This is a genomic window from Brevibacterium sp. OS20 (assembly GCF_056837565.1).
In genome coordinates this window covers 3033387-3060106 of the sequence record NZ_CM166367.1, presented here as the reverse complement: position 1 = coordinate 3060106, position 26720 = coordinate 3033387, and the positions used below count along the sequence as shown (strand labels likewise).

The window sequence follows — 26720 nt, the reverse complement described above, 5'->3', positions numbered from 1 at the left end:
GAACTGTCGTCCGGGCTGAATCGAGCTCTGCGCCTCAGTCGAGTTCGATGACGTTTCCGTTGGATCCGTCGACGCGGACGCGCTGGCCGGAGGTGAATCTGCTGGTTGCGTCGCGCACGGCCATGACGGCGGGCAGTCCGAGTTCTCGAGCGGTGACCGCTCCATGTGAAAGTGCTCCGCCGCTTTCGGTGATCACCCCGCCGGCCTGGTAGAACAGGGCGGTCCATGCCGGGTTCGTGGTGCGCGCGACGAGGATCGCTCCGTCGGGGAATGATGAGAAGTCAGCGGGGGAGTGGACGACGAAGACCTCGCCTTCGACGGTCCCCGGACTGCCTGCGGTGCCGGTGATGTGGTCGCTGTCAGCGTCGACTGCTGCTGTTTCCTTGCCGTACTCCCATTCGGGTGTGCGATCGACAGCGGCCTGGTAGGCGGCCTTGTTCTGTGCGGCGATCTCTGTGAGGCTCGTCAGAGCGGATCCTGTTCCCGTGGTGCCTGTGACCGGGCTCGTTGAGGCGCGGGTTGCGGCAGCGTCGGCGGTGTCCACCTCGCGGTCCGCGGCGTCGGCGTCGGTGGCGTCTAGGTCACGGTTCGCGGCGTCGGCACGGATCGCCGTGTCGAGGTGCTCGAAGTCGATGAAGTACACGTCCGCGGCCTCAACGAGGACCCCGGCATCGACGAGCCTGCCGCCGAGCTCCTTCAGCGCGCGCCGCATCGGCAGGGTCAGCCGCGTTGTCTGATAGTGCTCGAGGTCATCGAGTGCCGTGTAGGTGCGGGCCAGACGGATGACTTCCTGGACGAGATAGCGCAGCTTCTCAGGTGCCGCATTGACGACGGCGAGTTCGGTCTCTGCCTGCACGATCTTGCGCTCCATGTCCGTCATCGGCGCGGTCGCGGACCCTGCGCCCGGCTCCGGCGACCCGGTTCCCGCAGCGGCAGAACCATCTCCACCACCCGCTGGACTGGCCCCGACGTCCGAAGCCTCTGCTTCGGCCACGGTCCGTGCGGCGAGCAGGCGGATCTGGTCGAGCACGATGTGCGGAGCCTCGACCCACGTCGGATGGTAGGCGTCGAAGTCGAGTTCACGGTGTCCGTGCTGCTCGAGGAACCGGTCGAAGGATGCTTTGAACTGCGGGAACCTCTCCAGCTCCGCGACCCCGGCCTCACCATGGTGGGCCTCGAGCGCAGTGAGCAGATCAGCATCGACGGCGACAAGCTGCGAGAGCTCGCGCAGCTCGGCGTTGACCTGTGACGTCTTCGTCTCCGTCGACGCCATGAGGCGTTCGAACACGACCTGTGCCTGATCCTCGTCGAGAGCGAGCGAGAGCATGTGCTGCAGAGCCGCATAGAGTGTGCCCTGGGTCAGCGAGATCGCGATGTTCGGCCGGAAATACTCGGTGCCGAGGTCACTGATCGCAATGACGTGATCCCACACCTGTGCCAGCGACTTCTCTTCCAACGGCTCGTTCGACAGGCGACCGATCCCGATGAGATACGTGTCGAGATCACGCATCCACTGCACCGGCAGCTCCTGCACCCACCCGAACTGCCGAGCGATCTGGGGCAGCGACTCGGTGATCGTCTCGACGCTGGCGAGCATGTTCGTCGGCAGCCGGCCGGCGTAGAGATCGACCGCGGTCTGATTGCCGTAGATATAGAAATCGCGCATGACGAACCATTTGTCATCGAACGGCGGCAGCCCCATGAGATCGAAACTGTGATTGAGCGAATGATGGAAGCCGGCCTCCACAAGATCCCAGGTCAGCGGTGTCACCGGGGTGGGGAAGCGCTCCGCGGACTCATCGCGGGTCCACCGCGGAGCCACCCGCGTGATCGGCCGCGACTGCAGCAGGTAGAGATCGCCGTCGTGCAGCGCCCATTCGATGTCTTGAGCGAACCCGAAATGGTTCTCCGCGGCCACCGCGAGCTCGGCGACCTGTTTCGCCTGCGCCGTTGTCAGCGCCGGACGCGTGCGCTGCTCCGCGCCGAGGTCGACGACCGTCGTCCGCGCACCGTCACACTCACCGAGGCGGTCGCCGCCCCGACCGTCACCCTCACCGAGGCGGCCGCCCCCGACGTCGTGACCGCACCCGTCGCCAGCGCCAGTGCCGAAGCCGTCGCCCGCGCCGTTCCCACCGCCGGTCATGACGAGCGCGGTGGGCTTCTCGGCGATCTCGGCTGCGACCTGCTCGCCGGTTTCCCGGCGGACCCGGAATTCGTCGACGGGTTCCTCTCCGCCGACAACAGTCTCACCGAGGCCGAAGGCTGCGTTGATGAGCACCTCATCGGTGTTGCCGCGCACCGGGTCGACGGAGAACGCGACACCCGCGGCTTCGTCGGCGGCGACGGAGACCATGAGCTGGACGACGACGGCCATCTTCGCCTCAAGCTGATCGACGCCGAGCTGCCGGCGATAGCGGAAGGCGTGCTCGTTCCACAGGGAGGCATAGCAGTCGCGCACCGCCTCGGCGATGGCTGCGGTTCCACGCACGCCGAGGTAGGTGTCGTGCTGCCCGGCGAACGCTGCACCCGGCAGGTCCTCCATCGTGCCCGAGGACCGCACTGCCACGGCCTGCCCGGTCAGGCCCGCCTCGGCGACGGCTCCATCGATTTCGGACAGCCAGGTATCGGGGATAGCGGTGGAGCGGATGAGTTCAGCGATCTCCTCGGCGGGGGAGTCGGTGCCGAAGAGCTCGGCGATCTTCGACCGCAGCGGTGCGATGAACTGGGAATAGGCGTCGGCGGTGACGATGAAGCCACCTGGCACGGGCAGGTTCTGCGCGGACTTGGCCAGGCTTGCCCCCTTGCCGCCGCTGCGGGCCAGCTCGGTGGCGAGGGGATCGGCGAAGCGGAGTGTGAGGCTCATCGGGGCTCCTTCGGATCTGCGGTTCACGAAACAGTTCATCGGGTGCGGTGCGGTTCGTCGGGTGGGGTGGGGTTGAAGGGTCGATGCGGTTAGTCGAGCAAGGGCGGTTCACAGCCGGATGCGGCGGACTCCCAGCAGCAGCCAGCCGAGCACTCCGCTGAGGACACCTGCGCCGATGACCGCGGGCCAGAAGAACGCCGCGATGATCAGCACCGGTACCCAGACCATAACCGCTGCGAAGCCCGCGAGGATGCGAAAGAATGTGACAGTATTGCGACCGTCCGCGCGTGACCCGGCGACCGCGGCGGCCACAAGGATCGGGGCGAAGAGCCACAGAGCCAAGAATCCGACCCACCTGATGACGGGAAAGGTGCGCGGTGTCGTGGGGACATTCGCCGAGGTGGGGCCGCCGTCCGCCTGGCCCGCACCGGTAGGGCGGTCGCCGTCGAGAACGGCGGATCCGACCTCATTCTGCAGCTTGAGAAACGCCTGCGCATAGCTCGCCGAGGCGCCCGGAGTCCTCCGCGCCCGGTCGAGGGCACGGGCTTCGACAGCGGCGAACGTCGTTTCGTCCGGGCAGTTCACCGACACATCGTCAAGGGCGGCACCCATCGCCGAGGCGACCGCCGCCTCCCATTCTTTGACCTCCCTGCCGTCGCGGTCGGGAATCGTGACCGCGCGACCGCGGACCACCTCGGCGCGGGAGCGGAACCGATCCGGGGTCGAATAGAACAGGCCCACGGGGATGACCTCGACGTCGATGCCGTCTTCGATGAGGGCACACGCGATCCGGGCAGCGCCGGACTTGTACGGCTGCGGACGGTGGCCCCAATCGCTGCTGGCCTCGGGGAAGATGCCGAGGTCACCGCCTCGGCGCAGGTGGGCGAGTCCTGCCTCGACGGGGCTGGCCACGGAGGCGGGATCGAGTCCGTAGCGCTGGACGTCTTTGGGACGGACCACGGGGATGCCGGCAATGAAGAGGCGGAGGAACCAATGGCGCAGCAGCTGGATCGAGACGAGGAACTGAGCGTGCGGGAACGCTGCTAGCACCTGGTGGCCATCGATCGCGCCGTTGCGGTGGCTGGCGATGATGAGGCGCGGTCGCCGGACGGGACCTCCGTCGGGCGCGGAAGGAGAGTCAGCGGATGCGGCGGGACGGCCGGCACCTGAGGCGGGGGCCGCCTCGGCGGGAGATGATGCCGACTTCGGTGACTGGGAATCCGGGCTCGAGCTGAGGTCGAGCACGCGGATGCGGCCGAAGTACACGGTGCGCATGGCCGCGTTGATGATCCGGTGGCGCAGGCTCAGTGAGGCATCGCTCATGACACCAGTCCACCACAGGTCCGGGTGGGATGGGACGTCCTGGCTATGCAATCGACGGTCGGCCAGGACGACCGCGGCTCTCGGCCTTCGTCAGTCGGCAGCCACCTCGCTGCGCAGTTTGTGCTTGAGCAGTTTGCCTGAAGGGTTGCGCGGAAGTTCGTCGATGACGAAGACTTCGCGTGGCAGCTTGTAGCGGGCGAGCTTGTCAGCCAGGTGGTCGCGCAGTTCCTCGACACCGAAGTTCTCACCATCTGCAGTCGTGATGAAGGCCACGACCTGCTCGCCCCATTGCTGATCCGGCTTCGCCACCACCGCGACATCGGCGACCCGGTCGTGAGTGATGATGGCCTCCTCGACCTCGAGGGAGAACACGTTCTCACCGCCGACGATGATGACGTCTTTCGAGCGGTCGACGATATAGAGGTACCCGTCCGCGTCGAGCCGGGCGAGATCACCGGTCTTGTACCACTCGCCCTCGAAGGCCGCCTCGGTGGCTGGGGGATTGCCGAGGTATTCGCGCATCCGGGTGTCACCGGCGAACCAGATCTCGCCGGTTTCCCCGGGACCCGCCTCGGCCCCGTCGGCCGTGACCACCCGCATCGCGTTGCCGACCATCGCGTGCCGACCGATGGATCCTGCCTTGCGCAGCTGATCCTCGGGCCCGAGAAGACAACCGGTCGGACCCATCTCGGACATGCCGAAGAGGTTGTAGAACTGGTTGGTCCCGTAGGCGTCGATGAGCATGGCTGCCGTCGATCGGTCGATCGGGGCACCGCCGTAGTTCCACCGGCGAATGGAGGAGAAGTCGTAATCACCGAAGTCGAGGCCGAGCTTCTTCGCGGTCATGATCGGCGCAACATAGGCGACGGTGGGTCCGAAGAACGTCGTGATCTGCTCCGCGGCGATGATCTGCATCGATTCGACCGGGTGATACGCCCGCTGGAGGACGACGGTTCCACCCATCTGGATGGTGGGGACGAGGGCGATGTTCAGCGGCGCCGAATGCCAGATCGGCATGCAGATGAGGTACCGGTCATCGCTCTGGTAGCCCATATTGAGGTTGATGAGTGTGCCGACCTGGACGATATTGCGATGCGAATGCACGCACCCTTTCGGCGAGCTCGTCGTGCCCGAGGTGTAGAGAATCTGCGCGACCTGTTCATCGGTGAAGTCGCCTGGCGCCGCCTCCGTGGCGTTCTCGAGCTGGACATCGAAGCTGCCCGGGTCGTTGGGTTCTGTCTCCAGCCAGGTGACGTCCGGTGCCCCGGCCCGCGCGGTTCCGGCGAGTTCGGTGCTGACGATGCCGAGCTTCGCTCCCGAATGCTCGACCGTGTATTTGACTTCCGGAGCTTGGAACTTGTGATTGATCGGCACAACCGTCGCCCCGAGGTACCAGGCACCGAAAGCGGCGAAGACGAAACCTGGAACATTCAACGTCATGATGCCGACGGCGTCGCCGGGCCGGATTCCGTTGTCGGCGAGCACCTGCGCTGCCTTGAGCGCCCGGTGCCGCAGCTCGGCATAGGTGAAGCGCTGATCCTCGTAGACCACGGCCTCTTTGTCCGGGTTCCGCAGGACGGTGGTGTCGAGCATGGTTCCAAGCTTCATTGCTTCTCCTTGTGACGAGTGCCATACTGAGAACAATTGAACCACGATTCATTTCTTTGGGGAAGCGACAGTTCGGGCTGGCGCCGAGGTTGATGATGTCGACACCGTGGTGCCGCTGCGACCGATGGGGTGAGGATGGCATATCGCGCAACCCAGCGCACTCGGGCCAACGCCGAGGAGCGCCGCGCAGGCATCGAACGTGCTGCCCGACACGTCATCGCCCGCGGTGGATTCGCCTCGGCGAATGTGGCCGCCGTTGCCGTCGAGGCCGACTGCAGCGCCGGGTCGATCTACACGTATTTCAGCAACCGGGATGAGCTGTTGCGTCTCGTCTTCGCCCAAGCAGCCGGTCACGAGCTGGATGTCATCGCCGGCACAGTCGCCGAAGCATCCACGGCCTCGGAGATCGCGGAATCGACTGTCGAGGTCTTCGTTCGCCGAGCCGTCGCGGGGCGCAGGCTCGCCCACGCGCTGCTGCTTGAAGAGGTCCCCGAACCCGTGCAGAGCGAACGGCTGCGGCTGCGCCGAGGATACGTCGCCGTCATCGGAACCGCCCTGGACCGCGTGGGCGGCACGCAGATCCCCGCCGAGGTGGCCGCCCGTTCGATCGTCGGATGCGTGGGAGAGAACCTCGTCGACATCCTCGACCCGACTACCGCGAACCCGAGTCCTGCGGAGATCGAAACTCTCGTCAAGGCACTGACCACCTTCACCCGATCGGCATTAGGAGAACCATGACCACGACCGCAGAACCGACCGCCCCGCGGACGACGCATACCGTGTTCAACCAGGCACCACCTCGGCGAGATATCAACGAGTTCACGCTGAATACGGCCCTGAAGGACGCGCTCGCCCACTATGCGCCGGATGCCTCGCTTGACGAGGTCGAACGCATCGGAGCGCTCGTCGGCAGTGCGGACTTCATCAGCGACGCTCGCCTGGTCAACGTCCACGGACCGGAGCTGCGGACCCACGACGACTGGGGTAACCGCATCGACGAGGTCGACTTCCATCCGGCCTATCACCGGATTATCGGAGATGCGCTGGAGGCGGAAGCTCACTCCTACGCCTGGACTCATCCCGGGCCGGGGGCCAATGTCGAACGTGCCGTACGGTTCATGCTCTTCTCCCAAGTCGAGCCCGGACATGCGTGCCCGGTGTCGATGACGCACGCGGTCGTGCCGTCCCTGCGTGCCGATCCCGCGCTCGCCGATTTCTGGGTGCCACGCGCCACGGCCGCCGGCTATGATCCGCGGCGGATGGACCCGGCGTCGAAGTCCGCAGTGACCTTCGGCATGGCGATGACGGAGAAGCAGGGCGGATCGGACATCCGCGCGAACACCACCTACGGCGTTGCGTTCGGCGACCACTACCTCATCACCGGCCACAAATGGTTCTGTTCGGCTCCGCAGTCCGACGCGTTCCTCGTCATCGCCCAACTCGATGAGGGCCCGAGCTGCTTCGTCGTACCCCGTGTTCTGCCTGGCGGAGAACGGAATACGTTCCGGATCCAGCGGCTCAAGGACAAGCTCGGGAACAAGTCCAATGCCTCCTCGGAGGTCGAGTTCGACGCCACACACGGATGGCTTCTCGGGCAGGCGGGCAAGGGTGTCCGCACGATCATCGAGATGGTCGCCCAGACCCGCCTCGACTGCGTCCTCGGTTCGACCGCTGGGATGCGCCAATGCGTGGCCGAAGCGGCCTGGCACGCTCGCGGGCGTGCGGCCTTCGGGGCTGCGCTCATCGACCAGCCGCTCATGCGCGCCGTCATTGCCGACCTCCAGCTTGAAGCTGAGGCAGCCACCTATACGGCGCTGCACCTGGCCGCGTCCTATGACGACGACAGCGACGAGGCGGCCGACTTCCGACGTCTGGCCACCGCCGTAGCGAAATACTGGATCTGCAAACGCGGTCCCGAACATGCTTATGAATCGCTCGAATGCCTCGGTGGCAACGGCTACACGGAGTCCTTCCCTCTGGCTCGCCGCTACCGAGAGCAGCCGGTGATGGCCGTGTGGGAAGGCTCCGGAAACGTCATCGTCCTCGACGTGCTGCGTGCCTTGGCCCGCGAACCGCGCAGCGCGAAGACGTTCCTCGGCTTCCTCGAGACCGGGCTGGGCAGACACGCGGACTTCGATGCGGCGTATGAGTCGTTGGCCCGGTCGCTGCAGTCGGCGGTGCAGGATCTGGATTCCGGGGATGCGGCAGCGCAAGCGGCGCTGCAGGCGCGAGGCCGTGTCCTTGTGGAGAAGATGGCGCTGCTCATGCAGGCGTCGATCCTCTTCGAATCCGCCCCAGCTGAAGTGGCGGCCAGTTTTGCGGCGGCCCGCCTCGGTGCCGATCGGGGCCGCGAATACGGTGCCCTGCCCGACGGAGTCGAAGTCGACTTCCTCGTCGCTCGGGCGTGAGCAGGCGGCCCGGGCGCTGAAAGCACAGTTTGAGTTGAATAGCCCAGTTTCAAACATGGGCTATTCAACTCAAACTGTGCTGCAACCCTCGGGTGACCTGTGTTCTCAGCCGCGACGAAGTGCGAAGACGCGGCGGAATTCAGTCGCGTCGGTGAGCGGAGACGCAGCGGCGGCGGTCGACGCGCATGACTCGGCCGCGGTTGCGCCGTCGACGCTGAACGCAGTCCGGCGGTCCCTCGAAATCCGGTCGCGGAGTGCGAGAGACGACAGCAGGTTTGTGCTCGAGGGCGAATGAATCGGCCTCCCATTCCGGGGCGCGTCGCGCACCGAACTCAGAAGTTTCGATGAACGACCGGAACTCCGCGACCAGGCGCTCCTGCATGTCGTAGAGGCTCTCATCGTTGCCTGGGTAATCGAGGAGGACTTCAATGGCCTCCCCGGCGACGACGATCCGCGCGAAGAGCCGACGCTCGTCTTCGGTATCGCGGAGCATCGCGATGCTGTCCCACTCGTGATCGGCGAACATCGCGAGAACGATCGGAGTGACGACCTTCTCGCAGAGGACATCCTGCGTGAGTTCGATGCGGTCCATGTGTCCCACCATATGTGCTCAGTCGTCGGGAGTTCGAAGGCGTCTCGGAGTTTTGCGGAAACCGCGGCCGATCTGCGGTATGCGGCAGACTTCGTGCGGTTCCACGCCAATGCTTCCGCGACCGCGACGACGACGGGGCATCGCAAAGACTGGGACGGAGACGACACCGCAAAGACTGGGACGGAGATGGCACCGCATAGACTTGCCCCCATGCCCCGCAGTCCGCTCTCGCCCCGAGAAGGAATCTCGGCGACCGCGCTGCGCGCCCCCGGCGGCAAGGCCACCCATGCGAAGAATCACCTGCCCGTTCCCGATTCGATCGGTCAGTGGCTCGAATCCGAATTCCCCGAAGCGGCCCCCGATTCCCGACGGGCGCTGCTGACATATGGGGACATGCGCGACGAGGCGGGGCTCCCGGTGGCCTGGGACGATCCGGTCATTCCCGGCGGGTTCTACTTCTTCCACCGTCCGGTCCCGCCCGAAGAGCGAATCCCGTTCGAGGTCGGGATCGTCTTCGAGGACGATGACCTCCTCGTCGTCGACAAACCCCATTTCCTCGCCAGTACCCCGAACGGACGATTCGTCCGCGAATGCGTCGTCACTCGTCTGCGCGTCGACCTCGGCCAGCCCGATCTCGTCGCCATCCACCGCCTCGACCGGATCACCGCCGGACTGCTGGTCCTGTCGAAACGGCCCGAGACGCGCGGCCGTTACCAGCGCCTGTTCCAAGACCGACGAGTCAGCAAAACCTACCGTGCCCTGGCGCCGGCCCCGCCGCCAGAGCTCGGATTCCCGCTCGTCCGCGAATCGCGCCTGGTCAAACCCGTCGGCGGACGCCAGGTGCACGAAGTCGCAGGGGAGCCGAATGCGGTCAGTCGGATCCGACTGCTTCGGACCATCACCCCACCGGACGGCGAGCCATCGCGAGGTGACACGGATACCTTGCCGCCACCTCGGCGAGGTGGAGCTGACGGTGCCCCGTCCGAACGGGCGGGAGACGGAAACGGAGCACCACCTCGGCGAATTGATGCGATTGCCGAATACGAGCTGAGTCCGGTCACGGGCAAGACGCACCAGCTGCGGGTGCACATGAACGCGCTCGGGCTGCCCATCCTCGGTGATCCGGTCTACCCGGTCGACCTCGCCCCGGACCCCTACGACTTCTCATCACCGCTGCAGCTGTTGGCCGCGGAGATCGCCTTCGATGATCCGCTGAACGGGCTGAGCCGACGATTCGAGAGCGGACTCGAACTCGAACCCGCCGCAGTCAGCTCCGATCCAGGCGAAACCCGGTAGCCTGGTGTTATGAGTCCACACGCCCCCGGATGCACATCAGAGGCCATCGTCGCCCTTGTCCGCACCCGCATCACCGACGGTGAATACCCGGCAGGAAGCCCGGTCCGCGATGGTGCCCTGGCCAAAGAATTCAACGTTTCGCGCAACACCGCCCGCGAATCGCTGAGCCTGCTGCGCCACGCCGGGCTGCTCACTCAGGAACCCAACCGGGGCTTCTTCGTCTCCACCTTCGGCATCGACGAACTCAAGGACCTCTACCGCGCGCGCCGGGTCTTCGAGATCCGCGCGGTGCAGGAATCGCAGGACGCCACCGACGAGGCGATGGCCGCCGTCGAAGCCTCCGTGGTCAGGGCCGAAACCGCACCGAAGAATGAAACTTGGGCCGACGCGCAGGAACACTCGGCGTCGTTCCACCGCGCGATCGTCGGGCTGCTGGGTTCACCGCTGCTCGATGAGTTCTACCTCAATCTCATGGCCCGACTGTCGACGACATTCTCGCGCTCGCCCGAACCAGGCAAGTACCACTCGCACTGGGCGAACCCGCACCGGGACATCCTCGAGAAGATGAAATCCGGGGACCGGCAGGGCGCCGAAGGACTGCTGCGCATCCACCTCGACGATTCCGAAGCCTCGACCCTCGACCTCGCACGGTCAGTGGGGGAGGGGCGCTAGCCCTTCGGTGAGGATAGGGCGGTCGGCCACCTGCTTCGGTGAGGGATTGACGATGAGCCGCCTCGGTGAAGGTTTCGTGCACGAATCCGACAGCTGTTCCTGTGTAGCCAGTCTCACAGTGCCCGGTGCTTGAACCCATAGCGGTCGACTCTCTCGCTCCGATAGCATTGAGCCACCGTATCTTCGCGTCGAAAGGCTGTCTTCATGGGAAACCCTGAGCAGGAATCACAGGCCGCAAACGATCCGTTCTCGCTGACGGGACTCACGTATGACGATGTCCTCCTCCTGCCAGGCGACACCGATGTCATCCCTTCCGAAGCCTCCACCGCCTCCCGGCTGACCAAGGAGATCGAGCTCAACATCCCGCTCGTCTCCGCGGCGATGGACACCGTGACCGAATCTCGGATGGCGATCGCCATGGCCCGCATCGGCGGCCTGGGCATCATCCACCGCAACCTCTCCGCCGAGGATCAGGCGAACCAGGTCGACTACGTCAAGCGCTCCGAATCGGGCATGATCAACGACCCGCTGACGATCACCCCGGACAAGACGCTGGAAGAACTCGACGAGATCTGCGGAAAGTACCGCATCTCCGGACTGCCCGTCGTCGACGAGAACAATGTGCTCGTCGGCATCGTGACCAACCGCGACCTGCGCTTCGTCACCCGCAGCGAATTCCCCACACGCACCGTCGCCGAGACGATGACGAAGATGCCGCTGGTCACCGCGCCCGTCGGCGTGGCTGCCGAGAAGGCCTTCGAGCTGCTCGCCGAACACAAGGTCGAGAAGCTTCCCCTCGTCGATGACAACAACGTCATCCAGGGCCTCATTACCGTCAAGGACTTCGTCAAGACCGAGGAATACCCGCTCGCGACCAAGGACGACGAAGGCCGCCTGCGCGTCGGTGCCGCCGTCGGGTTCTACGGAGATGCCTACGAGCGTGCAGGACTGCTCGCCGAGGCAGGAGCCGACGTCCTCGTCGTCGACACCGCCAACGGCCACGCCCGCGGAGTCACCGACATGATCAAGAAGATCAAGTCCGACCCGGCGTTCTCCGCCGTGCAGATCATCGGCGGAAACGTCGCTACGAAGGAAGGCGCGCAGGCGCTCGTCGAGGCAGGAGTCGACGCCGTCAAGGTCGGCGTAGGACCCGGATCGATCTGCACCACCCGCGTCGTCGCCGGTGTCGGCGTCCCGCAGGTCACCGCCGTCCACCTCGCGGCTCAGGCCGCTCAGGCCGCCGGGGTGCCGGTCATCGCCGACGGCGGCCTCCAGTACTCCGGTGACATCGGCAAGGCCCTGGTCGCCGGTGCCGATACCGTCATGCTCGGCTCTCTGCTGGCCGGATGCAACGAGTCGCCAGGCGACCTCATCTTCGTCAACGGCAAGCAGTACAAGGCCTACCGCGGCATGGGTTCGCTGGGCGCGATGGCCCCGCGCAAGGGCAAGTCGTATTCGAAGGACCGCTACTTCCAGGCCGATATCGCCACCGACACCGACCTCATCCCCGAGGGCATCGAAGGCCGAGTCGCCTACCGCGGTCACCTCAAGCAGGTCGCCCACCAGCTCACCGGAGGTCTGCGCCAGACGATGTTCTACGTCGGCGCGCGCACCGTCGGCGAGCTCAAGGCCAAGGGAAAGTTCGTCCGCCTGACCACGGCAGGGCTGAAGGAAAGCCATCCGCACGATATCCAGATGACCGTCGAGGCCCCGAACTACGTCGTGAAGTGACGTAGGCAGGCACATCTGACGGAGATGCCTCTGGTCAGTGAGAAGCCGCAGCTTCCGCGTTTGAGCGGAGGCTGCGGCTTCTTGCGTGTGCGGTCGGCTGAGGGCACGGGGCGAATTCCTGGCTGTTCAACGGAAATCTGTGACTCTGCAGTGCCTGAGCAAATTGTTGGATCGATCCACGGTGTTCTGCGGTCTGAAACCACCGTGGATCGACCCAACAAATCGCGGTCACCCGGGCGCCCTTGGTCTCACGATGCTGGATGACACACCCCGATGTGACGAATGCCACTCGCCCATTTTCCGGCCGATGCACCCGTAGTGCGAACGGCCGCCTTGCCGTGTGAACGCTGGGAAGCGGGGCATCGTCCTTGGTGAGGGGTCTACTTCCGTAGTCATCGAATCCGCCCGGAGGCTCTTCGGGAACAAAAGAACTTAGGGTAGGTTTCCCTAATGCGAGCCGCGCTTCGCGGTGCGCATCATCGAAGGAGGAAACCTCACAGTGACGACTTCTCTGCTCTACGACACCGAAGCGACACCCACTTCAGCACCCCTTCAGACTCCCGAAATTCCCCACCCGGACGCCGCCGGCACCTTCAGCGATCGTGGCGCCCACACCGATGCCCTCCTCGGCGCCCACAGCGCAGACGAGTACACATCGCTCATGCACGACGTCGTCGACATCCTCGGCGATCGGTTCCGCACAACTGAGCGGGCCGCCTCGGCGAAGGAACGCTCCGGACTCCAGGCCGCCGTCGACGCCGTGGATCTCGACACCGCAGGCGTCGGCAACGCCGAAGCCCTGCGCGAGGTCGACGCTCTCTACGCCGACAATGCCGTGTGGTTCCACCACCCCAGCTACGTCGCCCACCTCAACTGCCCGGTCGCCGTGCCCGCCGTCGCCGCCGAAGCGATGCTCGCCGCCATCAACACCTCGGTCGACACCTACGACCAATCCGAGGTTGCCACCCTCATGGAGCGCCGCCTCATCGACTGGACCTGCGGCCACCTCGGCTTCGCCGGCGGCGACGGAATCTTCACCTCCGGAGGCACCCAGTCGAACCTCCAGGCACTGTTCCTCGCCCGCGAAAACGTCCTCGCCGAGGCAGCGGGACACGTTGAGGCCAAAGACGCCGAATCCCGCCGAGGCGGCCCTGACCTGGGCGCGCCCAACCGCCGCGACCTGCTGTCCCGGCTGCGGATCCTTGCCACCGACCAGGCCCACTTCTCAGTGTCCCGCGCTGCGTTCCTCCTCGGTCTCGACGCCGAGGCGGTCGTGACCGTCCCGACCGACCGGTCCGGTCGCATGGATGCCGAAGCGCTCAACGCCAGCCTGCTCGCGATCGAGGCGAACGACCAGATCCCCATGGCCGTCGTCGCCACCGCGGGAACCACCGACCTCGGTGTCATCGACCCGCTCGAGACCATCGCCGAGGTCTGCGAATCAGCGAACGTGTGGCTGCACGTCGACGCCGCATACGGCGGCGGACTGCTCTGGGCCCCACAACGCGCCCACCTGCTCGACGGGATCTCCAGGGCCACCTCGGTGACCATCGACTTCCATAAGACGTTCTTCCAGCCCTTGTCCTCATCGGCCCTGCTCATCAGGGACGCGAGCCTGTTCGCGCCGACGATCCACCACCACGACTACCTCAATCCCGAAGCCGAAGCGCAAGAAGCCGACGCCGAACCGAACCAGGTCGACAAGTCCCTGCAGACCACCCGCCGCTTCGACGCGCTCAAGCTCTGGACGACGCTGCGCGCCCGCGGAGCAGGGGAGATCGGATCGATGCTCGACGCCGTCTGCGACCTCGCGACCGACGTCCGGGCGCTGCTCGAGGACCAGGCGGACTTCGAAGTGCTCGGCGCCTCGGACCTGTCCACGGTGCTCTTCAGATTCACCCCGGCGACCGCGGACCAGGTCACCTGCGACGAACTCGTCCCGCTCATCCGCCGAGTCCTCTTCCGCTCCGGCCGCGCCGCCATCGCCCGCACCGTCATCGACGGCACGCCGTGGCTCAAACTCACCCTGCTCAACCCCGACACCCGCATCGACGACGTCACCGCCGTGCTCGACCTCGTCCGTGCCACCGGGCACGGCATCCTCGCCGGCCGGGACCTCGAGGACGCAGCGACAGAAGGAGGCGCAGCATGAGCGCAGATTCCACACACATTCACGACATCCTCGGCGTCGGCATCGGACCCTTCGGACTCGGCCTGGCCGCGCTGTCGGAACCGCTCGACGACGTCGACGCGATCTTCCTCGATCAGCGCCCCGAATTCCGCTGGCACCCGGGCATGATGATCGAAGGCTCGACCATCCAGGTGCCGTTCCTCGCCGACCTCGTCACCATGGCCGACCCCACCTCGCCGTACTCGTTCCTCAACTTCCTCAAGGAGCGCCAGCGGCTCTACCCGTTCTACATCCGCGAATCCTTCTACCCCCTGCGCGCCGAATTCGACGAATACTGCCGGTGGGTAGCCGCCCAGCTGGATACGCTGCGATGGAACCGCCGCGTCGTGTCCGTGACCAGGGACGACGGTGTGTACACCGCCCTCGCCGAGGTGGTCGATGACTCCGGTTCGATCGTGACGACCGAGACCTACCGCGCTCGGCATCTCGTCCTCGGGGTGGGAACGCAGCCGGTGCTGCCACCTGCGCTGCAGGGGCTCGGGGGAGGAGCCGCCGACTCGCCCGCTGCCGGCCGGGACGGTGCCGCCGGCTTGCCCGCTGCCGGCCCGCTCATCCACACCGCCGACTACCTCGAGAACCGGGAAGCGCTGCTCGACTCCGGGGCGATCACGATCATCGGCAGCGGCCAGTCCGCCGCTGAGATCTACCGTGACCTGATCGACGACGCAGAAGACCGCGGAGTGCGCCTGGACTGGGTGACCCGGTCGCCGCGGTTCTTCCCGATGGAGTATACGAAGCTCACCCTTGAGATGACCTCCCCGGAGTACACCGACCACTTCCGGGCGCTGCCCGATGAGCTGCGCGAACGGGTCGGCCGGGAACAGCGCACGCTGTACAAGGGCATCTCCGCCGACCTCGTCGACGACATCCACGACACTCTCTACCGACTCAGCCGCGGCGGGCGGCAGCTGCTGACGAACCTCGTCTCCGAAGCCGAACTCGAAACCGCCGAGATTGATCCGATCAGCGGCGAATACCTGCTCGGCTTCCGCAGCACGGCACTGGACAAGACGTTTACTCGGCGATCCGGGTCCGTGGTCGCCGCCACCGGATACAAATCGCAGGTCCCGGACTTCCTCAGCCCTCTCGGCGACGACATCCGTCTGGACTCCCGAGGCCGCCTCGACGTCAGCCGCCACTACACGATCAACGACGAAGGAACCATCCACGTCCTCAACGGCGAAGAGCACACCCACGGCGTGACCGCCCCCGACCTCGGCTTCGGCCCGTGGCGGGCCTCGGTGGTGCTGGCCGCAGTGACCGGCCGGGAACCCTATCCGATCGAACGGACCATCGCCTTCCAGACCTTCGGGATCCCGGCCGACGAATCCGATGCCGTGCCCGATGCCGCCTTCGCACTCGACGACTCCAAGGAGATGTCACACGTATGACCACCGAACTCATCACCAGCCTGACCACCGCCGAGGCGGACGAAACCGACCCGACCGATTCTGCGGTTGGTGCGAACGCCACCTGTACGCGCACGGACCGCAGCTCGGACGTGAAGCTCACGGCTGCCTCGGCGACAGTGACCATCCGTCCGCTCGACGTCGACCGGGACACCGCCCGGATCCACGGGTGGCTGACCCACCCGCGCGCTCACTACTGGATGATGACCGACCTCGACGAGAACGAGGTCCGGACCTACTTGGATGGCATTCGCGACTCCGCGGACGACGCCGGTTGGGTTGGCTCCGTCGACGGCACCGACTGCTTCTACGTCGAAACCTACACTCCGGACACCCTCATCCCGCAGAACATCGTGGCGACCGGGCCCGCGGACATCGGGATGCACCTGCTCGTCGCACCGCCGGCAGGACCGGCCGTGCATGGCCTTACCGACCGCATCATGGCGGAGGTCATCGACTTCTGCCTGAAGCCTGTTGACCAGGGAGGACGCGGTGCCGAGCGCGTCATCGTCGAACCCGATGCCAGGAACGACGCGATCATCGAGAAGAACCGAGCTGCCGGTTTCACCCCCATCACCGAAGCGACCATCATGATGGGCGAGATCGAGAAACCGGCGCTCGTCAGTGTGTGCACTCGCGCGGATTTCGAAGCCAGCGCGCTGGCTCCGTTCGTCACGGCCGGTGCTCGGGAGTCGCGCGTGGCTGAGACCGGCGAGTCGGACAGTGACCGGAGGTCCACCAAATCACGCGCGGGTCGGACATTCGCAACCCCACCGGTCCCGTACGCCCACCTCAACGGGGATGCGTTCGCCGTCGTGCAGCGCCACCTCGTCGCCAAAGCCCTGTCCGAATTCGCCCACGAACGACTCATCGCACCGGTGAGTCTCGGCGAGGGTGAAGGGGTCGCAGCGAACGGCAGTGCACATCGGGTCGGGGGAGCCGCCTCGGCGAATGGCGAAGGCGAGACCTGGGAACTGAGCATCGACGGCGCCAGCCGATACACGTTCACCGCGCGCGTGCTGCCGCTTGAACACTGGGTGATCGACGAAGCGAGCATCACCCGGTTGCGCGACGGTACCGAGGTTCCGCTCGACGCGCAGGAACTCGTCGTCGAACTCCAAGACGAACTCTCCATCCCCGAGGACCTCATCTCCACCTACCTCGAGGAACTCGCCTCGACCCTGGCCGGGGCCGCGTACAAACTCGAGGACGCTCGAGCCGGGCGCAGGCCCGATGCACGTGCACTCGTCGAAGCGGATTTCCAGACCACCGAGGCGGCCATGACCGAAGGCCACCCGGGGTTCCTCGCGAACAATGGTCGCATCGGCTTCGGCCTCAGCGACTTCTGCAAGTGGGCGCCGGAGAACGGACGGCTCAACCGCATCGAATGGGTGGCAGTGAGGCGTGAACTCAGCCATCTGTCCACGGGCATCGGACTCGACGAGGAGAGCCACCTCGGTGAGGCTCTCAGCGACGCCGAACGGGATCTCTTCGGGTCCCGGATCCGGGCGGCGGGACAGGATCCTGCGGACTTCCACCTCATGCCGATCCATCCCTGGCAGGCCGACCACCGCCTGGCGATCACCTTCGCCGCGGACATCGCGCGCGGCGATCTGCTGCCGCTCGGGGAAGGGCTCGATAAGCACCAGGCGCAGCAGTCCCTGCGCACGTTCTTCAACCGCTCGCGGGCCGGAGCTCCGTATGTCAAGGTCGCGCTCGCCGTGCAGAACATGGGATTCCTGCGTGGGCTGTCGCCGAAGTACATGCGCGACACTCCAGCCATCAACGACTGGGTTGCTGGCTTGGTGGGATCCGACCCCACCTTCGCCGAGGCGGGCTTCCGAGTGCTGCGGGAGCGTGCCGCGCTCGGGTACACGGGGGACGTCTACCACCGGACGAAGGAGACGAACCCGCACCGGAAGATGCTCGCCGCCCTGTGGCGGGAGAACCCCGTCGAGCAGATCGAACCAGGTCAGAAGCTCATCACGATGGCCGCCCTGCTGCATCGGGATCACCAGGGGGTGTCGCTGGCCGGCGAGCTCATCAGCGCATCAGGCCTGAGCACCGCGGCATGGCTGCGCAGCTACCTGCGGGCGTACCTGAAGCCGCTTGTCCATGCGCTGCTGGCCCACGATCTCGTGTTCATGCCGCACGGGGAGAACCTCATCCTCGTCCTCGACGAGCATGTGGTCACCGGGGCGTTCATGAAGGACATCGGAGAGGAGGTCGCCGTGCTCGGCCACCGCGAGCTGCCTGCCGATGTCGAGCGCATCCGCGCCGTGGTGTCGGGGGAGGAGAAGGCCCTGTCGGTGTTCACCGATATGTTCGACGGGGTCCTGCGGCACCTCTCCGGCATCCTCGACGGCGATGGACTGCTGCCGGCCGAGAGATTCTGGGCGATCGTCGCCGAGACCCTCGACGACTACGAAGCGGAGCACCCGGATGATGCGCGCGGTGTCAGCGGCGACGTGGATCTGCGTGCCGACCACTTCGCTCATTCGTGCCTCAACCGGCTGCAGCTGAAGAACACGAAGCAGATGGTCGACATCGGCAACCAAGCCGAATCACTGCTCTACGCGGGCACGATGCCCAACCCGGTGGCTCGCTGAGTCATAGGGGGCCACGCCGACCGCTCACCTGAGCGGCGACCGCTCGTCGCATAACTTGATACAGCGACGGCAACTCGAGCGCTCAGTGAAGGATGACTGAGCCAGTGCGTGCGCTCGCCGCTGCGCTGAGCGGTCGGTGATTCGACGCAGCAGAACATGCCACTCGCCGAGGCGGGACTCCGGAAAGGAGTCCCGCCTCGGCGAGTACCATTGACAGTGAAACCGACCTTTGCTGCAGAGCCGACCGGAGACCACTGTATGACTCCCGAGCAGACTTCACTCATCGAACGGATCCGTGCGCTCATTGCCGAAGAGCCCGTGGTTCGAGAGGTCTCGATGTTCGGCGGCCGCGCGGTCATGGTCAACGAGAAGATGATCGTCAGTGCTGGTAAGACGGGTGATCTGCTGGCGCACATCGATCCCGACCGTCACGATGAGCTCCTCAAACGTCCCGAAGCTGCCCAAGCTGAGATGGGAACCGGTCGGGACATGGGACCGGGGTGGATCAACGTGAGCGCAGAGTCTGTCCGTGATGACGAACAGCTGGCATTCTGGGTCGAGACCGCCTTGGATTTCAACCGGACGGTGACAGGCCAGCACAACTGAGTCCGCCGCGCGAGCGGTTAGTATCATTCCAACGGTTGCCTGTGCGTCGATGCGCAGATTCACGAACCGGTTCTCAGACTCAAAGGTGTGCGCATGGCGAAGCAGAACGATCGGCCGACCCTGGCCACGGTCGCTGCGCGTGCCGGCGTGAGCATCAAGACCGCCTCCCGCGTCCTCAACGGCGAAAAGCACGTTGCCGCCTCGACGGCGGAGAAAGTCGAAGCTGCCGCCGAAGAGCTCGGATTCCGCCTCAACCCCACGGCCAGACGCTTGCGTGCCGGAGGCCGCTCACCCTATATCGGCGTCGTCCTCTCGGACGCCGGTGACGCCTTCCAATCACGTGCCTTCGCCGCAGTGGAAGCCGAGCTCGCAATCCTCGACCTGCGCCCGGTGGTGACCGTGGTCGGTGACGACCCGAACCGAGAGGAAGCCTTCCTCGACGAATGCCTCGCCAACGACCTGACCGGGCTCATCGTCATCCGCGCCCACCCCGAGGCGGCCGAGACCTACGCACGAGCCGCCTCGGCGCCGGGCACTCGAATCGTCTCCCTCGACCCAGCGGTCGAAGGCCCTGGAATCAGCATCGTCGCAGGCGACGATCGTGAGGCGGGACGCCTCGCGGCCGAACAGCTGCTCGCTCACGGGCACATGGCACTCGGCGTCATCGGCGACCATTCGCCCAGCCTCATCACCACCCGCCGACTGCAGGGAATCCAGGACGCCATCGCCGGCCGCCGCGGCGTCGGCTGGCGCGCCTATATGCGCGAAGACGCCCACGACGAAGCCAGCGCGAAGAACGTCGTCGCCGCCTGGCTCGGTTCCCGCAGCGCACCCGGAGCCCTGATCACCCTGTCCGCCACAGTGACCCAAGGTGCCATCGACGCCTGCCGCCGCCTCGGCGAATGGCCGGCACTGGTCGGCATCGACGATTTCCCCACGGCCGAACTCCTCGATGTCACCGTCGTCGATCGCAACGTCGAATCCCTCGCCGCCGAGGCGGTCCGACGACTCCGGGTCGGTGTCGAACCCAGCGATGCTGGCGAGGGCGGGGACCGCCTCGGCGAAGGGGATGGCCCGATTGCGGGGGAGGCGAACCGGCGCGATCGAGTCGACGACGGCGTGCCCGATTTCGACAATGCGCTGTGCGTCATCGCTCGTGGCAGCGGTGAAGAGCCGCCGGACACCCGCTGAAGATTTTTGTCGAAACAGTTGACAGCAGGCGGCGTTCAGCGAATCATATTCAACAGCCTGACAACGTTGTCAGAAAGATTGAAAGGTTCACAATGAGGCACAACCTTAAGTCCCACAAGAAGCTGGCGCTCCTCGGTGCCTCCGTCGCGATCGGCGCTCTTGCGCTCAGCGGCTGCGGCAATCAGAAGGGCCAGGGAAACGACGAGGCCGACAGCGGATCCGGCGGCGACGGGGACGTCACCATCGCGCTGCTGCTGCCCGAGTCGAAGACCACCCGGTACGAGTCGCTCGACAAGCCGAACTTCGAGAAATACCTCAAAGAAGCCAACCCAGACGCGAAGGTCGAATACCGCAACGCCAATCAGGACGCGACTCAGCAGCAGCAACAGGTTGAGGCGGCCGTGACCGAAGGCGTCGACGCCATCGTCCTCGACCCCGTCGACGCTTCCGCAGTCTCATCCGCGCTGTCGAAAGCCGAAGCGAAGAAGATCCCGGTCATCTCCTACGACCGCTTCTTCGAAGGTGCGGATTACTACACCTCGTTCGACAACAAGAAGATCGGCAACCTGCAGGGCCAGGCCGTCCTCGACGGGCTCAAAGACGCCGGCGTCGACCCGAAATCGGGACCGGTCTGGATGGTCAATGGTGATCCGAAGGACCCGAACGCCGCGGACTTCAAGGCCGGCGCCGAAGAGACCCTCAAGGGCGCAGGCGTGGACATCGCCGCCAGCCACGACACCCTCGACTGGAACCCCGACGACGCCCGCCAGTGGGTCGAAGGTCAGCTGCAGGGCAAGGGCGAGAAGCCGATCGCGATCTACTCTGCCAACGACGGCACCGCCGGCGGCGTCATCGCCGCAACGAAGAAAGCCAAGGTCGAACCCGTCGTGACAGGTCAGGACGCCGAGGTCGACGGTCTGCAGAACATCCTCAAGGGTGACCAGTACGCCACGATCTACAAGTCGATCCCACCGCAGGCAGAGTTCGCCGCCAAAGCCGCCGTGGCCCTGGCCGCAGGCGAGGACGTCGACGCGGGCACGACCTACAAGGACACCCCCACGGACTTCGTCGAAGCCAAGGTCGTCACCACCGACACCATCAAAGACATCGTTGGTGACCAGATCAAGGCCGAGGACATCTGCACAGGCAAGGTGGAGAAGCTCTGTGCCGATGCCGGCGTGAAGTGAGCGCGTGCGCGTTCACAATCTGACGTGACCGACCTCGAGCCGGCGACCGCCACCGGTCGCCGGCTGCCGGGGTCAACGACTGCGACAAGTAGGAACAGATGACACCAGAGACACCCGACCCGGCAACTGAGGCGACGCGGACGCCGGGCAGCGACAGCGAGCCGGTGCTCGAACTGCGCGGAATCAACAAACGGTTCGGTGCAGTCCAAGCCCTGACCGACATCCATCTCAGCGTCGGTCGCGGCGAAGTCGTCGGCCTCGTCGGCGACAACGGCGCCGGCAAATCGACCCTGATCAAGGTCATCGCCGGAGTTCACGCCGCCGATGACGGCGAACTCATCATGAACGGGACGGCGCAGAGATTCTCCTCCCCGAAGGATGCACAGAAAGCCGGAGTGGCCACAGTGTTCCAGGATCTGTCCCTGTGCGAGAACCTCGACGTGGTGGCCAACCTGTTCCTCGGACATGAGAAGACCCGCGGCGGCGTCCTCGACGAAGTGACGATGGAAGCCAAATCCTGGGAGCTGCTGCGCAGCCTCTCGGCAAAGATCCCGAGCGTGCGCGTACCGATCGCGGCCCTGTCCGGCGGTCAACGTCAGACGGTCGCGATCGCCCGGTCCCTCCTCGGCGAACCATCCTTGGTCATGCTCGATGAACCGACGGCGGCACTCGGCGTCGCCCAGACGGCCGAAGTGCTCAACCTCATCGAACGGCTCAAAGAACGCGACCTCGGCGTGCTGCTCGTCAGCCACAATATGGCCGATGTGCAGGCGGTGTGCGACCGGGTGCACGTGCTGCGGCTGGGCAAGGACGCCGGTGATTTCCCCGGTGACGAGCGCACCGATGTGCTGGTCGCCGCGATTACCGGAGCCAGCGACAATGTCGTGACCAAACGCGCCGCACGGAGGGGTGAGCGTCGATGACCCGCAATTCCTTCATCACCGATGAGCGGATCTCCTCCGAAGGCGTGATCGGCACCTTCGTCCGCCGGGTCAAAGAGGGGCAGCTGGGGTCGTTCCCGGTCATCCTCGCACTCATCGTCATCGTCATCGTATTCCAGTCGGCCGACTCGAACTTCATCTCTCCGGCCAACCTAGTCAACCTCTCCACTCAGGTCGCGTTCCTCGCGATCCTGGCTCTCGGCATCAACCTCATCCTGCTCCTCGGCGAGATCGATCTGTCTCTGGCGCAATTGGGCGGTTTGGCCGCCTCGCTGCTCGGTGTCTTGGTGGTAAGGCAAGGTGTGCCGCCGGCCTTAGCGCTGGTCATCATGCTGCTGCTCGGCCTGGTCGTCGGCGCGATTCAAGGTTGGTTCTTCGCCGTCGTCGGCATCCCGGCGTTCGTCGTCACCTTGGCCGGTCTGCTCGCGTTCACCGGTCTGACTCTGACGACATTGGGCACGCAGAAGAACCTGTCGATGTCGGACACCTTCGCCTTCGACTTCGCCAGCTTCTACTTTCCTGCGATCTGGGCCTATATCTTCGGCGCCGTCGCGATCATCGGCTTCGGCGGCGGCATCATCTATTCGAAGCTGCGCCGCCACCGGGAGGGTCTCAGCGCTCCGAGCTGGACCTCTGTGATCGTGCGGATCGTGTTGCTGGCCGCGATCGTGTTCGGGTTCCTCATCCTCGTCAATCAGGACTTCGGTCTGGCGATGCCTTTCTTCCTCATGATCGTCATTGCGATCATCATCGACCTCGTGCTGCGCAAGACCCGCTACGGTCGTTCCATCTACGCCGTCGGCGGAAAGGTCGAAGCTGCACGGCGTGCCGGCATCCGCGTGACCTGGGTGCGCATCAGCGTGTTCATGGCAGCCGGAGTGCTGGCCGCATTGTTCGGCTTCATCAAGACCGGTGTGACGACAAATGCGGGATCGACGCTGGTGAGCACGCAGGACCTGCTCAATGCGATCGCTGCAGCTGTCATCGGCGGCACCTCGCTGTTCGGCGGACGCGGAACCGCCTGGGCAGCCGTGCTCGGTGCTCTGGTCGTCGGTGCGATCAACAACGGTCTCTACCTCATCGGCTTCAACTCCGATGCACAGCAGATCATCACCGCACTTGTTCTGCTCACCGCAGTTGTCATCGATGCGCTCAGCCGCCGCGGTCAGAGGTACGTCGGGCGCGGGTAGTGGGGCGTTAAGCTCTCTCTGCCGACCGCTCGCCTTAGCGTCGAGCGCGCAATGCATAGCTTGATACAGCGACGTTGAGTCGAGCGGTCGGTGCTGAGCATCCAAGCAGAGTATGGAGTCGCCCGTGTCCGACCGGGCTGATACAGTCGGAGCCAATGACATGGGGTGCCTCATGAGGATCCGTTCGCACCAAGACGCTGCGCACGGAGGACACCGAGGCTGAGAGAACACCCATCGAACCTGATCTGGGCCATACTAGCGAAGGGATCGTCATGGTTGACTTCGACCTGCGTTCTGCGAATGCGCGTCTGCGCGCAAGCAATCCACTCATCCAGTGCATCACGAACACCGTCGTGCAGCAGTTCAGCGCCAACGTGCTCCTGGCCATCGGCGCCTCCCCGGCAATGCTCGATCACGAAGCAGACGCCGGTCAGTTTGCCGGGATCGCCAGCGGAATCCTCGTCAACTTCGGAACCGCCTCGAACCACCAGCTGCTCGCCGCCGATGCCGCCATCGACGTCGCCAACACCGCCGGAAAACCCTGGGTCCTCGACCCCGTAAGCGTCGGCGCCGTCGACTTCCGCACCTCCCGCATCCGCCGCGCCGCCGCCGATCACCCGACCGCCATCCGCGGCAACGCCTCCGAGATCGCCGCACTCGCCGGAGTCGGACTCGGTGGTCGTGGAGTCGACTCCACCGATGAAGTCGACGCCGTCCTACCCGCTGCCGCGAAGCTGGCCCGAGAGACCGGTGCCATCGTCGCCGTCTCCGGACCCACCGATGCCGTCGTCGCCCACATCGACGGCACTGACCACGTCGCCCGCATCTCAGGTGGACATGAGTTCATGCCGCTCGTCATCGGCACCGGCTGCTCACTCGGTGCCGTCACCGTCGCCTACCTGGCCGCCGCCCGAGCCGGACTCGCCGACCCCGACGCCGACGTCTCAGCCGTCAACGCCACTGAGCAGTCCGCGAACGGTGGGGACGCCTCGGCGAAGTTCGAAGCCGTCGTCGCCGCCCACGCCCACTTCGCGGTCGCCGGGGAACTCGCCGCCGATGGTGCGAAGGGGCCCGGCAGCTACTCGGTGAACTTTCTCGACGCACTCCACACCGTCGACGGTGACCGACTCGCACAGGCGAGAATCGGCCTCGACACGCTCACCGCCGGCGAAGGCGTCCAGGCATGACCGCCGGATCCGCCCACATCGCCGACAACCCGGCTGACGACGGCGCGACCGCGAACGACCGAGACGGCTCGGCCGACCGCTTCGCCGGAATCGACACGCGCCTCTACCTCGTCACCGACTCCGCGCAATGCGAGGCCGCCGGCCGCAGCGTCGCCGAAACCGTGCAGGCCGCCGTCGCCGGGGGAGTGGGCATCGTCCAGGTCCGCGACAAAGACATCGACGATGCAGGCTTCTATTCGCTCACCCGCCAGGTCATCGCCGCCGTCGACGCCGCCACCCGCGACACCGACCGCACGGTCCCCGTCGTCCTCAACGACCGCGTCGAGGTGGCCCGCCGCCTCATCGACGAAGGCGAGAACGTGCACATCCACGTCGGCCAAACTGACACCACCGTCGCCGAGGTGCGCGCCGCCCTGGGTGCGGAACCGCTCATCGGTCTCTCGGCCGCGAACAGCGACGAATTCGCCGCCGCCCGAGACTCCGGAGTCGTCGACCTCGTCGGCATCGGACCGGTCTTTGACACCTCCACGAAAGCAGACGCCCCCGGCGGAATCGGACCGGACCGCCTCGGGGAACTGGTCGCAGAAGCGGGCATCCCCGCGGTCGCGATCGGCGGCATCAACGCCGATCGTGCCCCTGACCTGCAGGGACGTGGGCTGATCGGGATCTGCGTGGTCTCGGCGATCTGCATGGCCGACGATCCGAAGACGGCAGCAGAGGAGCTGCTCGCCGCATACGCCGGGAGTGCACAGTGACAACCCGCCCGCCGATCACCCTGTCCATCGCCGGCACCGATCCCTCCGGCGGTGCCGGAATCCATGCCGACCTCAAGACCTTCACCGCGCGGAAGACCATGGGCACGACCGTCATCACCGCCCTCGTCGCGCAGAACACGCACGGTGTGTCCCGCGTCTATCCGATCGACGTCGATTTCGTCGCCGATCAGTTCGACTCCGTGCTCGGCGACCTGCCCGTCGATGCGACGAAATCGGGGATGCTCGGCAGCCGTGACCTCGTCGAACTCGTCGTCGATCGCGCCGCCGAAGGCCGGCTCGGCTTCTATACCGTCGACCCGGTGATGATCGCGACCTCCGGCCACCGCCTCCTCGAGACCGATGCCGTCGAGGCCGTGCGCACCCACCTGCTGCCGGTCGCCGACCTCATCACCCCCAACCTCCCCGAGGCGGCCCTGCTGATCTCCGACGACGAACCCGAAGCGCAGACGACTGAAGCCATGCGTGACCAGGCTCGGCGCCTGCTCGAACGCGGCCCCGGAGCTGTCCTGCTCAAGGGCGGGCACGGCAGCGAGGACGAGGTCATCGACATCCTCGCCACCGCCGATGGCCAGGTCCGCGAGTTCACCCACCCCCGCGTGACGACGATGAACACGCACGGAACCGGGTGCACTCTGTCAGCCGCGATCACCGCCGAGGTGGCTGTCCTCGGCCGCGAACGCACAGAGATCGGGTCGGACATCCTCGGCGAGGCCGTCGGCAATGCCCTCGATTATCTTGCTCGCGCTCTCACCTCGGCTGCGGACTGGCAGCTGAGCCTGAATCCAGAGGGCGCCCACGGACCCGTCGACCACCAGGTCGACATCGTCCGCGGTCGACCCGCCTGACGTATCCATCCCGCCTGACCACCACCTCACGCGAACCGCCAACTCACTCGTTCCACCACGTCATCCGAACCACCACGTCACACGAGCACAAAGGA

The 26720-nt window shown here is 65.7% G+C and carries 20 protein-coding genes and 1 riboswitch; of the genes, 16 read left to right on the top strand and 4 right to left on the bottom strand.

Going from position 1 to position 26720, the window contains the following annotated elements; genetic code table 11:
- Positions 1 to 34: 34 nt before the first annotated feature.
- The 3 genes from ACVZTU_RS13700 to ACVZTU_RS13690 form a co-directional block, all read right to left on the bottom strand.
- The gene (locus ACVZTU_RS13700; protein WP_482400595.1) at positions 35 to 2863 is read right to left on the bottom strand and encodes a PEP/pyruvate-binding domain-containing protein; all 2829 of its coding nucleotides are present in this window, start codon (positions 2861 to 2863) and stop codon (positions 35 to 37) included.
- Positions 2864 to 2971: 108 nt separating this feature from the next.
- Positions 2972 to 4186 (bottom strand): lysophospholipid acyltransferase family protein, encoded by a 1215-nt coding sequence (locus tag ACVZTU_RS13695; protein WP_482400594.1) that lies wholly within the window; start codon positions 4184 to 4186, stop codon positions 2972 to 2974.
- 90 nt (positions 4187 to 4276) lie between these two features.
- Complete coding sequence (locus ACVZTU_RS13690) at positions 4277 to 5794, bottom strand: class I adenylate-forming enzyme family protein (RefSeq protein ID WP_482400593.1); 1518 nt, start codon at positions 5792 to 5794, stop codon at positions 4277 to 4279.
- A gap of 135 nt (positions 5795 to 5929) precedes the next feature.
- Here ACVZTU_RS13690 and ACVZTU_RS13685 point away from each other — a divergent pair, with 135 nt between their 5' ends.
- Both ACVZTU_RS13685 and ACVZTU_RS13680 read left to right on the top strand, forming a co-directional pair.
- Entirely contained in the window at positions 5930 to 6532 is a 603-nt protein-coding gene (locus tag ACVZTU_RS13685) for a TetR family transcriptional regulator (RefSeq protein ID WP_482400592.1), read from the top strand.
- Entirely contained in the window at positions 6529 to 8202 is a 1674-nt protein-coding gene (locus tag ACVZTU_RS13680) for an acyl-CoA dehydrogenase family protein (protein WP_139908729.1), read from the top strand. The genes ACVZTU_RS13685 and ACVZTU_RS13680 overlap by 4 nt, the downstream gene beginning before the upstream one ends.
- A 139-nt stretch (positions 8203 to 8341) precedes the next feature.
- Here ACVZTU_RS13680 and ACVZTU_RS13675 read toward each other — a convergent pair whose 3' ends face one another.
- The gene (locus ACVZTU_RS13675) at positions 8342 to 8794 is read right to left on the bottom strand and encodes a hypothetical protein (protein ID WP_181272451.1); all 453 of its coding nucleotides are present in this window, start codon (positions 8792 to 8794) and stop codon (positions 8342 to 8344) included.
- A gap of 210 nt (positions 8795 to 9004) precedes the next feature.
- Here ACVZTU_RS13675 and ACVZTU_RS13670 point away from each other — a divergent pair, with 210 nt between their 5' ends.
- The 14 genes from ACVZTU_RS13670 to thiD all read left to right on the top strand — a co-directional run bounded on the left by ACVZTU_RS13670 (position 9005) and on the right by thiD (position 26625).
- Positions 9005 to 10090: a pseudouridine synthase gene (locus ACVZTU_RS13670; RefSeq protein ID WP_482400591.1), complete on the top strand. Its 1086-nt coding sequence runs from the start codon at positions 9005 to 9007 to the stop codon at positions 10088 to 10090.
- A gap of 9 nt (positions 10091 to 10099) precedes the next feature.
- Positions 10100 to 10762: a GntR family transcriptional regulator gene (locus ACVZTU_RS13665; protein ID WP_025776861.1), complete on the top strand. Its 663-nt coding sequence runs from the start codon at positions 10100 to 10102 to the stop codon at positions 10760 to 10762.
- 204 nt (positions 10763 to 10966) lie between these two features.
- Positions 10967 to 12493 (top strand): IMP dehydrogenase, encoded by a 1527-nt coding sequence (gene guaB, locus ACVZTU_RS13660; RefSeq protein ID WP_139468395.1) that lies wholly within the window; start codon positions 10967 to 10969, stop codon positions 12491 to 12493.
- Between the two features lie 499 nt (positions 12494 to 12992).
- A complete protein-coding gene (locus ACVZTU_RS13655; protein ID WP_482400590.1) occupies positions 12993 to 14645 on the top strand; it encodes a pyridoxal phosphate-dependent decarboxylase family protein in 1653 nt (550 codons plus the stop codon).
- On the top strand, positions 14642 to 16075 hold the full coding sequence (locus ACVZTU_RS13650) for a lysine N(6)-hydroxylase/L-ornithine N(5)-oxygenase family protein (protein ID WP_482400589.1): 1434 nt from the start codon (positions 14642 to 14644) through the stop codon (positions 16073 to 16075). Before ACVZTU_RS13655 ends, ACVZTU_RS13650 begins: the two co-directional genes overlap by 4 nt.
- Positions 16072 to 18702, top strand: a complete 2631-nt coding sequence (locus tag ACVZTU_RS13645) for a GNAT family N-acetyltransferase (RefSeq protein WP_482400588.1) — start codon at positions 16072 to 16074, stop codon at positions 18700 to 18702. Before ACVZTU_RS13650 ends, ACVZTU_RS13645 begins: the two co-directional genes overlap by 4 nt.
- A gap of 258 nt (positions 18703 to 18960) precedes the next feature.
- Positions 18961 to 19308 carry a TfoX/Sxy family protein gene (locus ACVZTU_RS13640; RefSeq protein ID WP_434591025.1) on the top strand — a complete coding sequence of 116 codons (348 nt, stop codon included), beginning with the start codon at positions 18961 to 18963 and terminating at the stop codon, positions 19306 to 19308.
- Positions 19309 to 19401: 93 nt separating this feature from the next.
- Positions 19402 to 20499 (top strand): LacI family DNA-binding transcriptional regulator, encoded by a 1098-nt coding sequence (locus ACVZTU_RS13635; protein ID WP_482400587.1) that lies wholly within the window; start codon positions 19402 to 19404, stop codon positions 20497 to 20499.
- Between the two features lie 92 nt (positions 20500 to 20591).
- Positions 20592 to 21686, top strand: coding sequence for a substrate-binding domain-containing protein (locus ACVZTU_RS13630; protein ID WP_139468400.1), 1095 nt, complete (start codon positions 20592 to 20594; stop codon positions 21684 to 21686).
- 98 nt (positions 21687 to 21784) lie between these two features.
- Positions 21785 to 22609 carry an ATP-binding cassette domain-containing protein gene (locus tag ACVZTU_RS13625; protein ID WP_139468401.1) on the top strand — a complete coding sequence of 275 codons (825 nt, stop codon included), beginning with the start codon at positions 21785 to 21787 and terminating at the stop codon, positions 22607 to 22609.
- A complete protein-coding gene (locus ACVZTU_RS13620) occupies positions 22606 to 23817 on the top strand; it encodes a sugar ABC transporter permease (protein ID WP_139468402.1) in 1212 nt (403 codons plus the stop codon). The genes ACVZTU_RS13625 and ACVZTU_RS13620 overlap by 4 nt, the downstream gene beginning before the upstream one ends.
- A gap of 151 nt (positions 23818 to 23968) precedes the next feature.
- Positions 23969 to 24102, top strand: a riboswitch (TPP riboswitch).
- The gene (gene thiM, locus ACVZTU_RS13615; protein ID WP_482400586.1) at positions 24090 to 25004 is read left to right on the top strand and encodes a hydroxyethylthiazole kinase; all 915 of its coding nucleotides are present in this window, start codon (positions 24090 to 24092) and stop codon (positions 25002 to 25004) included. It overlaps the preceding riboswitch by 13 nt.
- A complete protein-coding gene (gene thiE, locus ACVZTU_RS13610; protein ID WP_434591009.1) occupies positions 25001 to 25759 on the top strand; it encodes a thiamine phosphate synthase in 759 nt (252 codons plus the stop codon). Before thiM ends, thiE begins: the two co-directional genes overlap by 4 nt.
- Positions 25756 to 26625, top strand: coding sequence for a bifunctional hydroxymethylpyrimidine kinase/phosphomethylpyrimidine kinase (gene thiD / locus ACVZTU_RS13605; protein WP_052239995.1), 870 nt, complete (start codon positions 25756 to 25758; stop codon positions 26623 to 26625). The genes thiE and thiD overlap by 4 nt, the downstream gene beginning before the upstream one ends.
- The last annotated feature ends 95 nt before the right edge of the window (positions 26626 to 26720 follow it).